This window comes from Rhizobium sp. BK418 (assembly GCF_004341105.1).
GTDB lineage: Bacteria > Pseudomonadota > Alphaproteobacteria > Rhizobiales > Rhizobiaceae > Rhizobium.
The window spans coordinates 304,310-319,959 of sequence record NZ_SLZK01000002.1; the positions used below are offsets into that span (position 1 = coordinate 304,310).

Genomic DNA, 15,650 nt, shown 5'->3' on the forward strand with positions numbered 1-15,650 from the left:
GGCGATCTGCTCCAGCGCCTGGCCGATGGTGCTGACGACGCGGGCCTGCAACGAAGCTTCGTCCTGCTGATGGCGCAGATTGCTTTCGCGCTCGCTCTCGAGAGCCAGCTGCTGGGCAGCCTCGCGATCGGACATCGCGTGACGCTCCCGGATCTTTTCCTGCAGCGACTGCGTCGCTTTCGCCATCATGCCGACTTCGTTGTTCATGCCGGTATGCGGTATCGTAAGCTTCACGTCTTCCTCGGCAACCGCCTGCAGCGCGTTGTGAACGTCCTTCAGAGGGTTCGATATACCGCGGATGAAATAGAAGGCGGCGCCGATACCGCCAACGAAGACGATGGCGCAGGCCGTGAGAGCCTTCCACATCGTTTCATTGACCTTGGCCTGCAGGTCGTCGAGATAAACGCCTGTGCCGACGACGATCTTCCAAGGTTCGAAGGCCTTCGAATAGCCGCCCTTGAGGAAGACCTGGTCTTCCGGCTGACCCGGCTTGGTCCAGTAGTAGTAGGTACGGCCGCCGCCGGCCTTGCCATGGTCGACAAGGGCCTGGCTGAATTTCGCGCCTGTCTTGTCGACCTGGCCGCTCATGTCTTTGCCGAGATTGACCGGGCTCGGATGGAAGACCTGGATGACGTTATAGTCGAAGCCGAAGAGATAGCCTGATGGCTGGAAGGTCACGCGCTTCAGGATGTCGAAGGCTTCGGCTTGGGCAGCCTCATGCGTCATCTGGCCAGCCTTCTCGCGCTCATAGAAGGTGTTGAGAACGGAGATGCCCGATTCGACCTGCGTGCGAAGCATGTCGAAGCGCTCATCATAGATCGCCTGTTCGGATGTACGGATCTGAAAGTAGGTAGCGACTGCAAATGCAGCCATCAAAACACCGACCAGCGCAAAGAGCTGGTGCGCAATCTTGAGCTTCTTCATGGTTGACCTCGCGGAAAGGTGAAAAGCAATATCCCGGATCGGTCAACTCCCGACCTGCGCGCGAAGCATCGCGCGCTCAGTTAGCGCAGTCATGCGTCCTCCGGTTCCCCGACAAGTAAAATTAAAGTGAATGATTAAATTATCTTTTAACAAATGCGTCGCTTCTACTCGACGGACCTAGTAAAATTGACGGGTCTGTTCTTACAGACCTGTGTAAGTTGCAGTCATCGCCGACTGCAATTCAGTTAAATTAGGGTATACTTATTTAGAAAATCAAAAACACACCCGCGCCTCTTAAAGAGCGCGTGCATCCGCTTTGGCGGAGCTTTGTCCCGACCAAAACTCTGATCAACCAAACGGGGCTCAGAAACGGAGCTGGAAAGCAGAAGCGTCGAGGGGAGAAGCCTGCATGCCAGCCATCACCGGTTTCGCATCACCGCCAACCACGGCCGCCGTTGCCTCGTTGTCGATGCCCTCGGCGGGGGCAGACGGGGCGAGCGCCAGCATCTGCTCGGGCGTGGCTTTGCTGACGAAGAGGACAGGAGAACCGCCCATCCAGTTTTCGGTGCGATAAATTTTCTTCTCGCCGCCGATATCACGGACTTCGGCCTGCTGGAAAGTGCCAGGCCGCAGTTCCGGCACCGCGTAGTCTTTCTTGGAGACTTCTGCCTGAAGCGGCGGGCAATGCGTGCAGCTTTCAGTAACGATGCTGCCTGCTTCCTTCGGCTTGCTCGGCCCGATCACCTCGATCGACGAAGCCATGGCAGAACCGGCAGCCAGCAGGAACAACACACTGAAGAAAATCTGACGCATCAAGCTACTCCGTCTCCCTTGGGAGCGGCGCACCGAAAAACGGGTCGCGTCCACCGCTCTCAACTTTTTGTTTGAGCATCAGATTATCCGAAAACTGCTCCACACTTTTCGATCCAATGCACTGAGAGCCAGATTAGCGCAGCTTTGTTTCCATCCTGTCAGAAGAAAGGGTAAAAATTTAACGAAACAGGCAATTGCCTGCCTCGCTCTTATGCATTCTCGCGTTCAACCGCGCGCCAGCCAATATCGCGACGGCAGAAGCCGTTTTCCCATTTTACGCGGTCCAGCAGGGTATAGGCGCGGTCCTTCGCCTCGCCAACGGTCCGGCCCGTCGCCGTGACGTTCAGCACGCGGCCGCCGGTCGCGACAAGCGCGCCATCCTTCAGCGCTGTGCCGGCGTGAAACACCTTCTCGCCTTCACCAGCTTCCGGCAGAGCGATGATCGGCGTGTTCTTCTCATAGGAGCCGGGATAGCCCTTCGAGGCCATGACGACTGTCAGCGCCGGATCATCGGTCCATTCGGCCTTGACTTGATCCAGCGTGCCATTGGCACAGGCAAACAGCAGCGGCAGCAGATCGCTCTTCAGCCGCATCATTAGCACCTGACATTCCGGATCGCCGAAGCGGACATTATATTCAATGAGTTCCGGCCCCTTGGCGGTGATCATCAGCCCGGCGAAAAAGACACCGGTGAACGGATGGCCGCTTTCGGCCATGCCGCGAATGGTCGGCTCGATGATTTCCTTCATCGTGCGCTCGGTCATCTCGCCCGTCATGACGGGAGCCGGCGAATAGGCGCCCATGCCACCGGTGTTCGGGCCGGTATCGCCCTCGCCGACGCGCTTGTGGTCCTGTGCGGTTGCCAGCGGCAGCGCGCTCTTGCCATCGCACAGGCAAAAGAAGCTCGCCTCTTCACCATCGAGATAGGCTTCGACGACGACTTCGGCGCCAGCCTCCCCGAACGCGCCTTCAAAACAATCGTCCACCGCGGCCAGCGCCTCATCCAGCGTCATGGCGACCGTGACACCCTTGCCGGCAGCGAGACCATCGGCCTTAACGACAATCGGAGCGCCCTCCTCGCGTATATAGGCCTTGGCTTTCGGGGCATTGTTGAAGCGCTGATAGGCGCCAGTCGGAATATTGTAGCGGGCGCAGATATCCTTGGTGAAACCCTTGGAACCTTCAAGCTGGGCGGCCACGGCTGAGGGGCCGAAAACCGCAAAGCCTGCTGCGCGCAGCTTATCGGCAATGCCGGCCACCAGCGGCGCTTCCGGTCCGACGACAACGAAATCAATCTGCTTTTCGCGGCAGAAGGCGATAACGGCATCGTGGTCGTCGACATCAAGGGCGGCGAGCGTCGCGTGCTCGGCGATGCCGGGATTGCCAGGCGCGGCATAGAATTCCGTCATCAGCGGCGATTGCGCCAGCTTCCAGGCGAGCGCGTGCTCGCGTCCTCCAGATCCGATCAACAGAACCTTCATGCCCGATCCCCTTCCTGCTGGTCTGGCCTGTTGGCCCAGCCTGTTGGCCTAGCCTGCTGGTTTGGCGGTTAAGCGGGAAGGCCCGAAAGGTCAAGCAAGAATGCTTACCAGCCCCCGCCTCCGCCACCACCGCCGCCTCCGCCAGACGAACCGCCGCCTGAAAAACCCGAGGACGAACTGGAGGGCGGCGGCGACGGAATGGTGGAGGCGATCGTCGAGGCCATCGACGACGAGAAACCCCCAATACGATCCGAAAAACTGCCGCTGTTGAAATTGCCGGAATACCAACCCGGATTATAAGCGGCGGCGGCTGCACCCGCCGAGGCTGCAGCGAGCCATGTCTCGAACGTGCGTGACCACGGCTTTTCGACACCGAGCGCCACGGCATAGGGCAACAGGGTTTCGAAATGCTGCGGCGACATTTGCGGCGCGCCCGCCATGTTCATGCGGTCCTTTTCGGCGAGCGTCAGATATTGCCTGAGGCCATCGACGCCAGCTGTCATCTTGGCGCCGAGCGGCGTCGGCGCGCCCATAATGAAGAAATAGAGGATGTTGAAGAGAACGATGCCGCCGACGGCGAAGAGCATCGGCGTTTCGTGGAATTCCATTAGCGATGAGGCAAGTGCCAGCACGACGGTGGAAACGATACTGAGACCCACGAAAACGGCCATCGCAATAGCGATGACCGCGAAAATCTTGCCGACAAGCGAGCCGCGATGCAGCGCCTTAACGAAGCCTGCGACGAAAATGGAGAGAAAGACGGATATGCCGATCGGGACGACCATCAGTGCGATCGTATCCGGCTCCAGAGAGCCGAAGACGAAAAGCGCAACCAGCGCGACGGCGCTCAGCACCACGCCGCCGATGATATAGCCGGTATTGGAATTGTAATATTTGCCGCGGTGTTCCCGCTCGATCGAGGAGCGGAACGTCTGGCCGACTGATTTGACTTTTTCGCCGTTTGCCTTGTCGATGACCAGCGTATCGCCGGCGCCACCGACAGCTTTCAGAAGCTCCGACTCGCCTGCCTGAAACTTCTCCTTGCCAAGCGGCTTGTCGGCGCGGCGGATGATGATCGAGTCCCTGAGATCCTCGAGCCTGACATAACCGCGAACGGCAAGATCGAGCGCCGTCGCCGCAAGCGCAGTCCAGCCACCGCCGGAAAAGCCCCTGTTATCGATGTAATTGACGAGCGCAGGTGAGATGCCGCTTGGCGGATCCCAGCGCGGTACGACGATTTCGCGGGCCGGATCGCGGCCGACCTTCAGCCAGGAGCGCGTGTAATAGAGGAAGACGAGGATGAGACCGCCGAAGCCGATGAAATAATCTCGGTTGTCTCTGAACCACCAGGAGCTTTGCTGATCAGCACTTGGCGGATCGATCGCGCCTTTCGGCAGTTTCGCCGCAAAGGTCAGGCCCTCCTGCGCGCCGAGCGGCGCGGTAGTCGCGACGACCAGACGGCCATCCTCCACACTTGAGCGGGCATTTCTGTCTCTGGACCCGAGAGGCCCCGTGAAGAACGTCACATCCAGTGGCGTCACCCCCTGCGGAAAGGTGACGGTCGCGATAGCCGAGCGGATCGGGAATATCCAGCCATTGCCGGTCACGTTCCAGTAGAGTTCATCATGATCGTCGAAATAACGGATCTGACGGTTCGTTTTGTAGGTGAAGACATATCGGTGGCGGCCGGGAGAAATCGTCACGTCTTCTGAGCCGGCATAGATGCGAATGCCGCCGGAGATGGATTCCGTATGCCAGGGCTCGTCCCGACCGTCCCGCTTTACCGAGACGACGCTGAAATCGACGCTACGGCGTCGGCCGCTCTGATCGACGAAGGTCAGCGGAAAATCGCGGAAGATGCCGCGCCGGATACGGTCCCCTTCGGCATTGACGGTGATCGTTTCGGCCACCGTCATCGCCCCGCTCTTTTCCAACTGGATGGCGGAATCGAAGGAAGCGATGAACTCCGCACCGATTGCCGGCCGTGCAGCCATTACCAACAGCAGTACGAAATAAATGCCGAAAAACCGCCGGACCATGTGCCCTCCCCGTTTGCGGTTTCGCCTTGACTCGATTCAGGCTTCGTCCTTGTAGGCAACCCCCAGCCCTGTAAGCGTGCGCCAGTAGGCCGGGAAGGTCTTCCCGACGCAATCAGGGTTTAGAATGGTAACGCCGGCGATCTTCAGGCCGGCGAGCGCAAAACTCATGGCGATGCGATGATCGGCAAAGGTGTCGATATCGGCTGGTAACGTCTGGCCGGCGAGCGCGGGGTCGGAATGGACGATCAGATCGTCGCCTTCCTCAACCGCCAGGCCTCCTCGAATATTGTTCAGCCCCGTGGACAGCGCGCGGATGCGATCGCATTCCTTGACGCGCAGGTTGGCGATGCCGACGAAGCGGACCGGAGTCTGATTAAAGGCGGCGAGAACGGCAATCGTCGGGATGGCATCCTGCATCTGTGAGCCGTCGATTTCAGCCGGCAGATGCGGAAATTTGGCGATGGTCTCATAGGCCTTGGCATCCGGCTGAGTGAAGGCCTCGTTCTCGACGCCGAGATCGATCTTGCCACCGCTCAACACTTCGGCCGCCCAGAGATAGGTTGCGGCGGACGCATCCGGCTCGATGACGAAGTCGGCTGCGATATAACCGGTCGGCTCAACGCGCCAAGTCGCGGCATCGAGCTGTTCCACCTTGGCGCCGAACGCTTTCATGGCGGCAAGTGTCAGATCGACATAACCACGCGCGCCGATATCCGTGCCAGCAAGCGCGATTGTGAGCGTCGCATTGGCGCCCTGCTTGGCAAGCGGTGCTGCCATCAGAAGGGCCGAAACATATTGGCTAGAAAGTCCGGCATCGATCTCGACACGGCCCGAGGCGAAATGCCCGTTACCGCGCACGGTCACAGGTGGGCAGCCTGTCGGTGCTTCGGCATCGAGACCGAGCGACTTGAGGGCCGCGACCAGCGGGCCGATCGGGCGCTTGCGCATGTGCTCGTCGCCATCGACCACAACCGTACCGTCGACAGAAGCGACCGCCGCCGTCAGGAAGCGCGTCGCCGTACCGGCATTGCCCAGAAACAGCGGAGCTTTCGGCGGCAAAAGCTTGCCACTGCCGGTCACGACAAAGGTCGTTTCATCGGGTTCATCGATCTGCACACCCATGGCACGGAGCGCCTCGGCCATATATTTGGTGTCATCGCTCTTCAGCGCGCCGGTCAGCCGGCTCGTGCCCTTGGCAAGACCTGCCAGCAGCAGCGCGCGATTGGTGATCGACTTCGAGCCCGGAACCACGGCACGACCGGTGAGCGGCTTGCCCGGCGGGATGATGGTGAGCTTGGCTTTACTCATTGCGCTTGTCTCTTCTGTCCATTGCAGCGGCCGCGCACGGCCATGTCGGACTGCTCATAGCAGCTTTTGGGCAAAGACAAAGGTCAGAACTTGACGGATGGCACGGCGCGATCGGCCTCGTTGGTGATTTCGAAATATTCGCGCTTGGCAAAACCGAACTGGCCGGCGATGAGGTTAGACGGGAAGCTCTGGACCTTGACGTTCAGGTCACGGGCCGCACCGTTATAATAGCGGCGCGCCATCTGGATTTCGCTTTCCATCGTTTCCAGCGAGGCCTGAAGTTCGGAGAAATTCTGGTTGGCCTTCAGATCGGGATAGGCTTCGGCAAGCGCCATCACCCGGCCAAGCGCCTGACCGAGCAGCCCCTCCGCCTGCGCCCTGCCCGCTACATCGCCTGAAGGGACGGCCTGCGCCTTGTTCCTGAGTTCGACGACCTCTTCGAGCGTGCTCTTTTCATGGGCGGCATAGCCCTTGACGGTCTCGATCAGGTTCGGGATCAAGTCCGCACGGCGCTTCAGCTGCACATCGATACCGGACCAGGCTTCCTCAGCCATCTGCCGTGAACGGACGAGACCGTTGTAGATGAAGATGACGTAGAGCGCGATCAGAACGATGACGCCAAGAGCGATATACATCGCGAATCCCCTGCAACAAAGTAGCGTTTACGCAAAGACTTCGCAGGTTTCCCGGCTGTCGTCAAACGCCGATATGCGCGAGAATTCGGGCCACCGTCCGCTCCGGCGAAAGCTCCGTCGTATCAATTTCGACTGTGTTTTCAGCCAGTCCGCGCAACAGTTTATAGTTTGCCCGGAGCTGTTGCAGCCTCGCCGTATCCGTCAGCTTGAGCGCCTCTGAACGGCCGGGGGAGACAAGGCGTCTGGCGTTCTCCTCCGGCGCGCAATCGAGAAGAACCGCGACCAGATCCGCGCCTCTAGCGGCAGCCAAATCGAGATACCAGGAGAACGTCGCCCTATCATGCTCGTCATCGGCAAGAGCATCGGTAAAGACAAAGCTTTCAGCCGGATCGGCACGCACGGCATGGTCGAAAACCGCTCGTCGAATCTGCTCACGCAATGATGCATGTAGAGGATTGCTGCGGGCGAAAAGAGCTTCGGCTGGATTAAGCAGCATATGATTGTCGATGAGCCGCGCGCCGAGCCTTTTCGCCAGCGAGCGGCCGATGGTCAACTTCCCAGTGCCTGGCCAGCCGTTGATATGAACTATGCGGCTGGCAGGTTTTTGCGTCACGCGGCCTCTTTCGACAAGTTGACGCCGCCGGCATCCGTCAGCAGGAATGCTTCACCGCAGGCTTTGGCGAGGGTGCGTACACGCAGGATGTAGCTCTGGCGCTCGGTGACGGAGATCACGCCGCGCGCGTCGAGCAGGTTGAACACGTGGCTGGCCTTGATGCACTGGTCATAGGCCGGGAAGACGCACTTGTGCAGGCGCTGGTTGGCATTATCGCCGGGCGCGCCGGCGGCGAGCAGCGCCTGGCATTCCTTCTCGGCATCGATGAAGTGGCGATGCAGCATCTCGGTATTGGCAAATTCGAAGTTGTGGCGAGAATATTCCTGCTCCGCCTGCAGGAAGACATCGCCGTAGCTGATCTTCTCGTCGCCTTCGCGGCCGTTGAAGTTCAGGTCGTAGACATTGTCGACGCCTTGGACATACATGGCGAGACGCTCGAGACCATAGGTCAGTTCGCCGGCGACCGGCGAGCATTCGATGCCGCAGACCTGCTGAAAATAAGTGAACTGCGAGACTTCCATGCCGTCGCACCAGCATTCCCAGCCAAGGCCCCAGGCGCCGAGCGTCGGGCTTTCCCAGTCGTCCTCAACGAAGCGTATATCGTGCAGCAGCGGATCGAGCCCGATGGCGGCGAGCGAGCCGAGATAGAGCTCCTGCAGGTTCGGCGGGTTCGGCTTCAGGATGACCTGATACTGATAATAGTGCTGCAAGCGGTTCGGGTTTTCGCCATAGCGGCCGTCGGAGGGACGGCGGGAGGGCTGAACGTAGGCTGCCTTCCAAGGCTTGGGCCCAAGCGCGCGTAGCGTCGTGGCCGGGTGGAAGGTGCCGGCACCCACTTCCATGTCATAGGGCTGCAGGACCGCGCAACCCTTGTCCGCCCAGTAGTTATGCAGGGTCAGGATCAGCGCCTGGAAGGAACGCTTCGGGTTCATGTGGTCAGGAATGGCTGCAGACATGGAATGGCACCGATTGCTTGGAATATGAGCGCGACAGGTGCCACGCAGCGCCGCAGGGGTCAAGACTTTTGCGCCCTGTCGCCGGAAAGCTTGACGCCGTTTCGCTATGCTCTACTCGTCTTCCCGCTTCAGGCGATACTCTCCCGTCGCCGGATCCTTCACCAACGTGCCGATGGCACCCGTCTTGCGCTCTTTCTGAGCCCGGCGGGAGCGCTCGGCAAGTTTCTGCGCGTCGGAGACGAAGCGACGATAGAGCCACCAGGCCGCGCAGACGAGGATCAATAACGTAATAAGCTGTGCCATCCCCTCGTCTCTCCCGTCAAAGCCCGTAGCGGCTCCACAATGCTCTTTCCTCTGCCGCTTCGACAAGCCCTGATGCGAGACCGGAGGCCGCACCTTCGAGCGAGACCTGCGAGACGCCTGGAATACGGCGGCCGAGCAGACCGCGAGTGGCCGTAACGAGCTGCAGCTTTGTTTTCTGGCCGTAGCGTTTCTTCAGTTCCTGGCGCATGTCGCCGAGCCCATCGATAAGGCCGAGTTCCAGACCGCGCGTGCCACTCCAGAAGAGGCCGGAGAACACGGTCGCATCGTCCGTCAGCTTGCCGGCGCGACGCTCCCGCACCATAGAGATGAAAACGTGATGGATCTCAAGTTGCAGGCTTTTGAGATATTCGATGTCCTTTTCCTTCTCCGGCTGGAAAGGATCGAGGATCACCTTGTTCTCACCTGCTGTATAAACGCGGCGCTCGATACCGATCTTCTTCAAGAGTTCCGGAAAACCGAAACCGCCCGAGACGACGCCGATCGAGCCGACGATGGAAGTCGGATCGGCGATGATCTCATCGCCCGCCAGCGCGATCATGTAGCCACCGGACGCTGCGACATCTTCTACGAAAACCAGCACCTTCTTCTGCTTTTCGCGCGCCAGTTCGCGGATACGGGTGAAGATGAGGCGGGACTGGACGGGCGAACCACCAGGCGAATTAATGGAGATGGCAACGGCGGGCGCCTCCTTCATGGAGAAGGCCTTTTCAAGGACCGGCGCGACATTTGCGAGATTGAGGGTCGGGCGGAACTGGCCGCCACCGCTGATGATTGCGCCCTGCAGCCGAACGACGGGAATGACGATCCCATCCTTGCGAAACCGCTTCGGCATCAGCTTTCTCAAAAATCCAGCCATTTCTCTTCCTTACCATGATCGGCGGCGTCAGCATGCACATGCACATTACAAGGGCATTGCATGTATGCGTTGCGATGACAAACGCAATGGCTACGTTTCCAAAACATCCCGCCTCCATTTTCTTATTGCGAATGACTTGCATTATCATTCTAATCGGGCATAGTGCCAGCATGGCTAGACAGGTGAAAATCGCATGGACATCGTAAATCCGAAGGCAAAGCGCGGCTGGCGGACCGAACGCGAGGAAGCCTCGCTCTCCGACGTCTATCGTACGGTTGGTACGGGACGGCACAGCTCCGCGTGGCGGCGCGCAGCGGCCTTCCTCGGCCCTGGCTACATGGTTGCGGTCGGCTATATGGACCCCGGCAACTGGGCAACCTCGCTCGCAGGCGGATCGAAATTCGGCTATGCATTGCTGACCGTAGCCCTGCTTTCCAACCTGATGGCGATCGTACTGCAATCGCTCTGCGCACGTCTTGCGATCGGTTCCGGCCGCGACCTGGCGCAAGCCTGTCGCGACGCCTATCCGAACTATGTGGCTGTACCGCTCTGGGCTTTTGCGGAAATTGCCATTATCGCCACCGATATTGCCGAAGTGATCGGCACTGCGATCGGCCTCAACCTGCTTTTCGGCATCCCGCTCGAAATCGGCGTGCTGATCACGGCGCTCGATGTCTTCCTCATCCTTCTCTTACAGAGGCTCGGCTTCCGCTGGATCGAGGCCTTCATCATCACGCTGCTTGGCATCATCGCGCTCTGTTTTGCGGTTCAGATCTTTCTTGCCGACCCGCAATGGGGCGCCGTCATCAGAGGCTTCCTGCCCACGCCCGAGGTCGTTACCAATCCGGAAATGCTCTATCTGGCGCTCGGAATTCTCGGCGCGACCGTGATGCCGCACAATCTCTACCTTCATTCCGGCATCGTACAGACGCGCGCCTACGGCCATACGGTATCGGAAAAGAAGGAGGCGCTGACCTTTGCGACGATCGACTCCACCGTGGCGCTCTGCTTCGCGCTCCTGATCAATGCCTCCATTCTGATCCTCGCCGCAGCCGCATTCAATGCCAACGGCAAGACGGATGTGGTGGAACTTGGTGAGGCGCATTCGCTGCTGTCGCCGCTGCTTGGTCTTGCGATTGCGCCGACGCTCTTCGGCATCGCGCTGCTCTGCTGCGGCCTGAATTCGACGGTTACCGCCACGCTTGCCGGCCAGATCGTCATGGAAGGCTTCCTGAAAATCCGCCTGAAACCCTGGGTTCGCCGGATGATTACCCGCGCCATCGCAATCATCCCGGCTGCCTTCGTGACGATCTGGTATGGCGATCAAGGCACAGCGGAACTGCTGATCCTCACGCAGGTTGTGCTCAGCCTGCAGCTCTCCTTCGCCGTTTTCCCTCTGGTGATGTTCACGGCAAGCAAGGCGAAGATGGGCGAGCTGGTAGCACCGAAATGGCTCAGCGGCATCGCCTATGTGATCGCCGTGCTCATCGCCGGCCTGAACGTCAAGCTGCTCTTCGACTTTGTGACCGGCGGCTAGGACTTGGCGCGAAGTCTCGCATAGGCCGCCCGGCCATTGTTGAAATCATCGACGAGAGGGGAGAACTTGTGGCTCCCCTCTTCGTGCATGATGAACGGCGCCCGCAGCGATAACCTTGCCCGCGACCCCTTGATCGCCGTCACCAGAATGCGGACGGCACTTTTCCCCTCACGCGGATGGATGGCCGTGATTTCGATGCCGCCGAAGCGCCGGCCGCAGGCATCGATGATCTCCGCGATCGATTGCGGCCGGGCGATCAACGATAATTGACCGCCCGGAATCATGATGGCGCCGGCAGTGCGAATCCAGCTTTCGAACAGGCCGTCCGTCATGGCATGAGCCTCGGCCTTCAGCGCATCCGGCGTCTTGCGATCGCCGACATCGTTGAAGGGTGGGTTCATGATAACGTGATCGAAGCTCTCGTCGATCAGTCCGGCGTCATTGCGCGCCTTGGCGGTCAGCGTCACATCAGCTTCCACGACCGAGACACGGCCGCTCATATGAGCATTATCAGGCAATTCGATGCTACGGCGGGCGTAGTTGGCCATCTCTGCCGAACGCTCGAAGAGCACGACTTGAGCTTTTGGCAGACGGGAGGCAACGGCAAGGCCGGCGGCACCTGCACCGGCCCCGAGATCGGCCACTTTTATGGGGCGATCGTCGGCAACCAGAGCGGCAAGCAGCATGGCATCCATGCCGGCGCGATGTCCCCTGCCCTTTGGCTGAACGATACGGAAGAGGCCGCGATAGAAGGCATCTATGGTGTCGGTCACGGCCTGCGACATATTTTCACTTCCGCTCGCGAAGCTCGTCGCCGAGACCGGCATCGATCAGAATGCGGCGCGCGCGCTCAGCCATTTCTTCATCGACCAACAGCCGGCGCGGCAGCATGCCGAGCGATCCCTCGAGCACGCTCATGCCCTGATCGGCAATGAAGCACGCAATTCCCGCATCCTTCATGAGGCTCTCGGCAAATGAGAGCAGGACGGGATCGTTCGCGCGGATAAGTTCATGCATTTGCCGTTATTTTCCCTTCCGAATTTGCCCGCAGCGACAATTCACCCCTTGCCGCCTCCATCGCCCCTTTCTATTGTCAAAAGCAATGAATGAACAGGAGTCCGGGTCGTTGGGCGTGGTCATACCGCTAGAAGAAAGCAAAAACAAATTGGCTTCCATCAAGCCGCTGGTGGACCTCACCAAGGCTGATATGGAGCGGGTGAACCAGCTTATCCTTTCCAAGGCCGGCTCCGATGTGCAGATGATCCCGGAGGTGGCGAACCATCTCATCTCCTCCGGCGGTAAGCGCCTGCGGCCGATGCTGACGCTCGCTGCGGCCTCGCTCTTCGGCTACAAGGGCGAAAATCATATCAAGCTCGCGACCTCGGTCGAGTTCATGCACACGGCAACGCTCCTGCATGACGACGTAGTAGACGAAAGCGACCTGCGCCGCGGCAAATCAACAGCCCGCACCATCTGGGGCAACCAGGCGAGCGTTCTTGTCGGCGACTTCCTGCTCGGCCAGGCCTTCCGCATGATGGTCGAAGTCGGCTCGCTTGAAGCGCTCGACGTGCTGTCTTCTGCGGCCTGCGTGATCGCCGAGGGCGAAGTGCTGCAGCTTTCCGTCGCCAAGAACATGGAAACGACCGAGGATGATTATCTCTCCGTCATTCGCGCCAAGACGGCAGCACTCTTTGCCGCCGCCGCCGAAGTCGGCCCGATCGTTGCAGAGACCAACAAGTCCGGCCGCAACGCGCTGAAATCCTATGGCATGAATCTCGGCCTCGCCTTCCAGCTCGTCGACGATGCGTTGGACTATGGCGGCAAGGCTGCCGATCTCGGCAAGAATGTCGGCGACGACTTTCGCGAGGGCAAGATCACCCTTCCGGTCATCCTCGCCTATCGTCGTGGCACGCAGGAAGAGCGCGCCTTCTGGCGCGATGCGATCGAAGGCGGCAACAGCAGCGATGCCAATCTGGAAAAGGCCCTCGGCCTGATCACCAAATATGGCACGTTGAACGACACGATCCAGCGCGCGGTTCACTACGGTACGATCGCACGGGATGCACTCGCACCTCTGCCCGATACCGCCTGGAAATCGGCCCTGATGGAAGTCATCGACTTCTGCATCGAGCGCGTGAACTAATTGACGGGTGCCGTCATCGCAAAAATCGCTGCGCACTTTTGCGCGCATGCATGATCAAACGTCTTTGAACGAGGGCTGAATTTCTTGCAGGGCCGCTTCAAAAAAGCCATCCTGTTGTGAATCAGTGTTTGCAACTGATTTTGCGGCCGGCGCATTCAGCCGGCCGTCCCTGAAGAAAGGTTTTCTAATGCGGCAGAGATTTGTCACCCGTCTCCTTTCGAGCGCAGCCCTGGCGGCGGTCCTTTCGCTCGGTGGAATCGGCGGTGTGAACGCCGAAGACGCGGCCAAGGCTGACGATGCCGGCAAGGCCGTGACCTTCGATCCGGACAGCGTTTCCACCTTCTCGGGCGCGTTCCTCGCTGCCCGCACAGCCGATGTGGACCACGACTATCCGACCGCGATCGAGCTCTACAAGAAAGCTTTGCAGATCGAACCGGGCAATCCGGAAATCCGTCAGCGCCTGATGATCTCGCTACTGCTCAACGGCGATATCAAGGACGGCGTGAAATATGCCAACGACCTGAAGGGCGACCCGACCGTCGAGCGCATCACCACGATCGTGCGCGGTATGGATGCGATGCGCCGCGGCGAATTCAAGACGGCGGAATCGATCCTGAAATATGACGGTCCGAACGATCTCGACCGCATGATGAACGACCTTCTGCTGGCTTGGGCGCGGGTCGGCGCCGGCCGCGGCAAGGAGGGGCTCACCATGGTCGAGAAGATGAAGGGCCCGGATTGGGTCCGCATCTTCCAGAATTACAATGCCGGTGCGATCGCCATCGTCAACGGCGACGTCAAATCCGCCCGTCAGCATCTTAACGATGCCGTATTGGACAAGGAAGGCGGCGCGACCGCCCCTGATACGTTCATGCGCGCCATCATGGCGCTTGCCCGCCTCGAAGCCTCGCAGGGCAACAAGCAGAAGGCACTCGACGCCGTCTCGGTCGGCGACAATCTGCTTCCGAACTACGCACCGCTGAATGCACTGCGCGACAGCATCGAGAAGGGCGAAAAGCAGGAACAGCAGGTCAAGAGCGCCGAAGAGGGCGCGGCCGGCGTGCTGTTCTCGGTTGGCGGCGCGCTGAACCGCGACGGCGCTGAAGACATCGTCTCGCTCTATCTGCAGACGGCCAATGCGCTTGATCCGAACAGCGCCGACACGCTTGTCCTGCTCGGCGGCATTGCGGAAAAGCAGAACCAGATGGACCGCGCGATCGCGCTTTATCAGAAGGTGCCGGCGAATTCGCCGATGCGCCGCATCTCCGAACTGCAGCTCGGCCTGGCGCTTGCCCAGGGCGGCAAGGTGGACGAGGCCCGCAAGCACCTGCAGGCGCTGATTACGTCCGACCCGAAGGATATCCGCAGCTACCTCGCCTATGGCAGCGTGCTTTCCGATGCCAAGGATTATCGGGCGATGGCCGATAATTACGACAAGGCTGTCGAGGTGATCGGTCCGTTGCCGGGCCGCGCCGACTGGAGCGTCTTCTTCCAGCGGGGCATTGCCTATGAGCGGCTGAAGCAATGGGATCAGGCGGAGCCGAACTTCCGCAAGGCACTCGACCTCAATCCCGACCAGCCGCAGGTTCTGAACTATCTCGGCTATTCCTGGATCGACATGAACCGCAACCTCGACGAGGGTCTTGAGATGATCAAGAAGGCCGTCGAACTGCGCCCCGATGATGGCTACATCATCGATTCGCTCGGCTGGGCCTATTTCCGCCTTAACCGTTACAACGATGCTGTCGAAGAGCTGGAGCGAGCAGCCCAGATCAAGGCCGGTGACGCGACGATCAACGACCATCTCGGCGACGCCTACTGGCGCGTCGGCCGTAAGCTGGAAGCCGTCTATCAGTGGAACCGAGCGCTCGCCTCGCAACCCGAGGAAGCCGAGATCCCGAAGATCAAGGAGAAGATCGCCAGCGGCCTGCCGACCCAGGATGACGACTCCAAGACCGTCGACAAGAAGCAGCCCGACCCGCAGCCGGCAGCACCGCCGCCGGTCGACAAGAAATCCTGAG

Annotated in this window: 15 protein-coding genes; 3 read left to right on the forward strand and 12 right to left on the reverse strand. The window is 59.9% G+C overall.

Annotated elements, in window-relative coordinates:
• The 10 genes from EV281_RS07505 to EV281_RS07550 form a co-directional block, all read right to left on the reverse strand.
• Positions 1-924, reverse strand: a 924-nt coding sequence (locus EV281_RS07505; RefSeq protein ID WP_132653208.1) for a cache domain-containing protein, incomplete at its 3' end; no start/stop codon positions are given.
• Positions 925-1,287: 363 nt separating this feature from the next.
• Positions 1,288-1,737, reverse strand: coding sequence for a plant virulence effector HPE1-like domain-containing protein (locus tag EV281_RS07510; RefSeq protein ID WP_132652416.1), 450 nt, complete (start codon positions 1,735-1,737; stop codon positions 1,288-1,290).
• 209 nt (positions 1,738-1,946) lie between these two features.
• Positions 1,947-3,218 carry a phosphoribosylamine--glycine ligase gene (purD, locus tag EV281_RS07515; RefSeq protein ID WP_132652417.1) on the reverse strand — a complete coding sequence of 424 codons (1,272 nt, stop codon included), beginning with the start codon at positions 3,216-3,218 and terminating at the stop codon, positions 1,947-1,949.
• A gap of 104 nt (positions 3,219-3,322) precedes the next feature.
• Positions 3,323-5,257 (reverse strand): DUF2207 domain-containing protein, encoded by a 1,935-nt coding sequence (locus tag EV281_RS07520; protein ID WP_132652419.1) that lies wholly within the window; start codon positions 5,255-5,257, stop codon positions 3,323-3,325.
• A gap of 36 nt (positions 5,258-5,293) precedes the next feature.
• On the reverse strand, positions 5,294-6,565 hold the full coding sequence (locus EV281_RS07525; RefSeq protein ID WP_132652421.1) for a 3-phosphoshikimate 1-carboxyvinyltransferase: 1,272 nt from the start codon (positions 6,563-6,565) through the stop codon (positions 5,294-5,296).
• Between the two features lie 83 nt (positions 6,566-6,648).
• A complete protein-coding gene (locus EV281_RS07530) occupies positions 6,649-7,200 on the reverse strand; it encodes a LemA family protein (protein WP_132652423.1) in 552 nt (183 codons plus the stop codon).
• Between the two features lie 61 nt (positions 7,201-7,261).
• Positions 7,262-7,813, reverse strand: coding sequence for an AAA family ATPase (locus EV281_RS07535; RefSeq protein WP_132652424.1), 552 nt, complete (start codon positions 7,811-7,813; stop codon positions 7,262-7,264).
• Entirely contained in the window at positions 7,810-8,745 is a 936-nt protein-coding gene (locus EV281_RS07540; RefSeq protein ID WP_184327379.1) for a glycine--tRNA ligase subunit alpha, read from the reverse strand. The genes EV281_RS07535 and EV281_RS07540 overlap by 4 nt, the downstream gene beginning before the upstream one ends.
• Before the next feature lie 135 nt (positions 8,746-8,880).
• A complete protein-coding gene (locus tag EV281_RS07545) occupies positions 8,881-9,072 on the reverse strand; it encodes a hypothetical protein (protein ID WP_132652428.1) in 192 nt (63 codons plus the stop codon).
• A gap of 16 nt (positions 9,073-9,088) precedes the next feature.
• Positions 9,089-9,949: a S49 family peptidase gene (locus EV281_RS07550; RefSeq protein ID WP_132652430.1), complete on the reverse strand. Its 861-nt coding sequence runs from the start codon at positions 9,947-9,949 to the stop codon at positions 9,089-9,091.
• Positions 9,950-10,142: 193 nt separating this feature from the next.
• Here EV281_RS07550 and EV281_RS07555 point away from each other — a divergent pair, with 193 nt between their 5' ends.
• Positions 10,143-11,486, forward strand: a complete 1,344-nt coding sequence (locus EV281_RS07555) for an Nramp family divalent metal transporter (RefSeq protein ID WP_132652431.1) — start codon at positions 10,143-10,145, stop codon at positions 11,484-11,486.
• Here EV281_RS07555 and EV281_RS07560 read toward each other — a convergent pair.
• Together EV281_RS07560 and EV281_RS07565 are read right to left on the reverse strand one after the other, a co-directional pair.
• Positions 11,483-12,271 carry a methyltransferase gene (locus EV281_RS07560; RefSeq protein WP_132652433.1) on the reverse strand — a complete coding sequence of 263 codons (789 nt, stop codon included), beginning with the start codon at positions 12,269-12,271 and terminating at the stop codon, positions 11,483-11,485. The two genes, EV281_RS07555 and EV281_RS07560, sit on opposite strands and share 4 nt — an antisense overlap.
• A 4-nt stretch (positions 12,272-12,275) precedes the next feature.
• Entirely contained in the window at positions 12,276-12,503 is a 228-nt protein-coding gene (locus EV281_RS07565; RefSeq protein ID WP_132652434.1) for a DUF2007 domain-containing protein, read from the reverse strand.
• A gap of 109 nt (positions 12,504-12,612) precedes the next feature.
• On the opposite strand from EV281_RS07565, the gene EV281_RS07570 reads away from it, so the two are divergent.
• On the forward strand, positions 12,613-13,629 hold the full coding sequence (locus EV281_RS07570) for a polyprenyl synthetase family protein (protein ID WP_132652436.1): 1,017 nt from the start codon (positions 12,613-12,615) through the stop codon (positions 13,627-13,629).
• Positions 13,630-13,816: 187 nt separating this feature from the next.
• Positions 13,817-15,649, forward strand: coding sequence for a tetratricopeptide repeat protein (locus EV281_RS07575; RefSeq protein ID WP_132652437.1), 1,833 nt, complete (start codon positions 13,817-13,819; stop codon positions 15,647-15,649).
• The last annotated feature ends 1 nt before the right edge of the window (position 15,650 follow it).

What these genes read in the sequence shown, in the direction of transcription:
- purD (WP_132652417.1), bottom strand. Translation starts at nt 3,218, where the DNA reads ATGAAGGTTCTGTTGATCGGATCTGGAGGACGCGAGCACGCGCTCGCC.
- EV281_RS07525 (WP_132652421.1), bottom strand. Translation starts at nt 6,565, where the DNA reads ATGAGTAAAGCCAAGCTCACCATCATCCCGCCGGGCAAGCCGCTCACC.
- EV281_RS07540 (WP_184327379.1), bottom strand. Translation starts at nt 8,745, where the DNA reads ATGAACCCGAAGCGTTCCTTCCAGGCGCTGATCCTGACCCTGCATAAC.
- EV281_RS07530 (WP_132652423.1), bottom strand. Translation starts at nt 7,200, where the DNA reads ATGTATATCGCTCTTGGCGTCATCGTTCTGATCGCGCTCTACGTCATC.
- EV281_RS07520 (WP_132652419.1), bottom strand. Translation starts at nt 5,257, where the DNA reads ATGGTCCGGCGGTTTTTCGGCATTTATTTCGTACTGCTGTTGGTAATG.
- EV281_RS07555 (WP_132652431.1), top strand. Translation starts at nt 10,143, where the DNA reads ATGGACATCGTAAATCCGAAGGCAAAGCGCGGCTGGCGGACCGAACGC.
- EV281_RS07545 (WP_132652428.1), bottom strand. Translation starts at nt 9,072, where the DNA reads ATGGCACAGCTTATTACGTTATTGATCCTCGTCTGCGCGGCCTGGTGG.
- EV281_RS07550 (WP_132652430.1), bottom strand. Translation starts at nt 9,949, where the DNA reads ATGGCTGGATTTTTGAGAAAGCTGATGCCGAAGCGGTTTCGCAAGGAT.
- EV281_RS07565 (WP_132652434.1), bottom strand. Translation starts at nt 12,503, where the DNA reads ATGCATGAACTTATCCGCGCGAACGATCCCGTCCTGCTCTCATTTGCC.
- EV281_RS07560 (WP_132652433.1), bottom strand. Translation starts at nt 12,271, where the DNA reads ATGTCGCAGGCCGTGACCGACACCATAGATGCCTTCTATCGCGGCCTC.
- EV281_RS07575 (WP_132652437.1), top strand. Translation starts at nt 13,817, where the DNA reads ATGCGGCAGAGATTTGTCACCCGTCTCCTTTCGAGCGCAGCCCTGGCG.
- EV281_RS07510 (WP_132652416.1), bottom strand. Translation starts at nt 1,737, where the DNA reads ATGCGTCAGATTTTCTTCAGTGTGTTGTTCCTGCTGGCTGCCGGTTCT.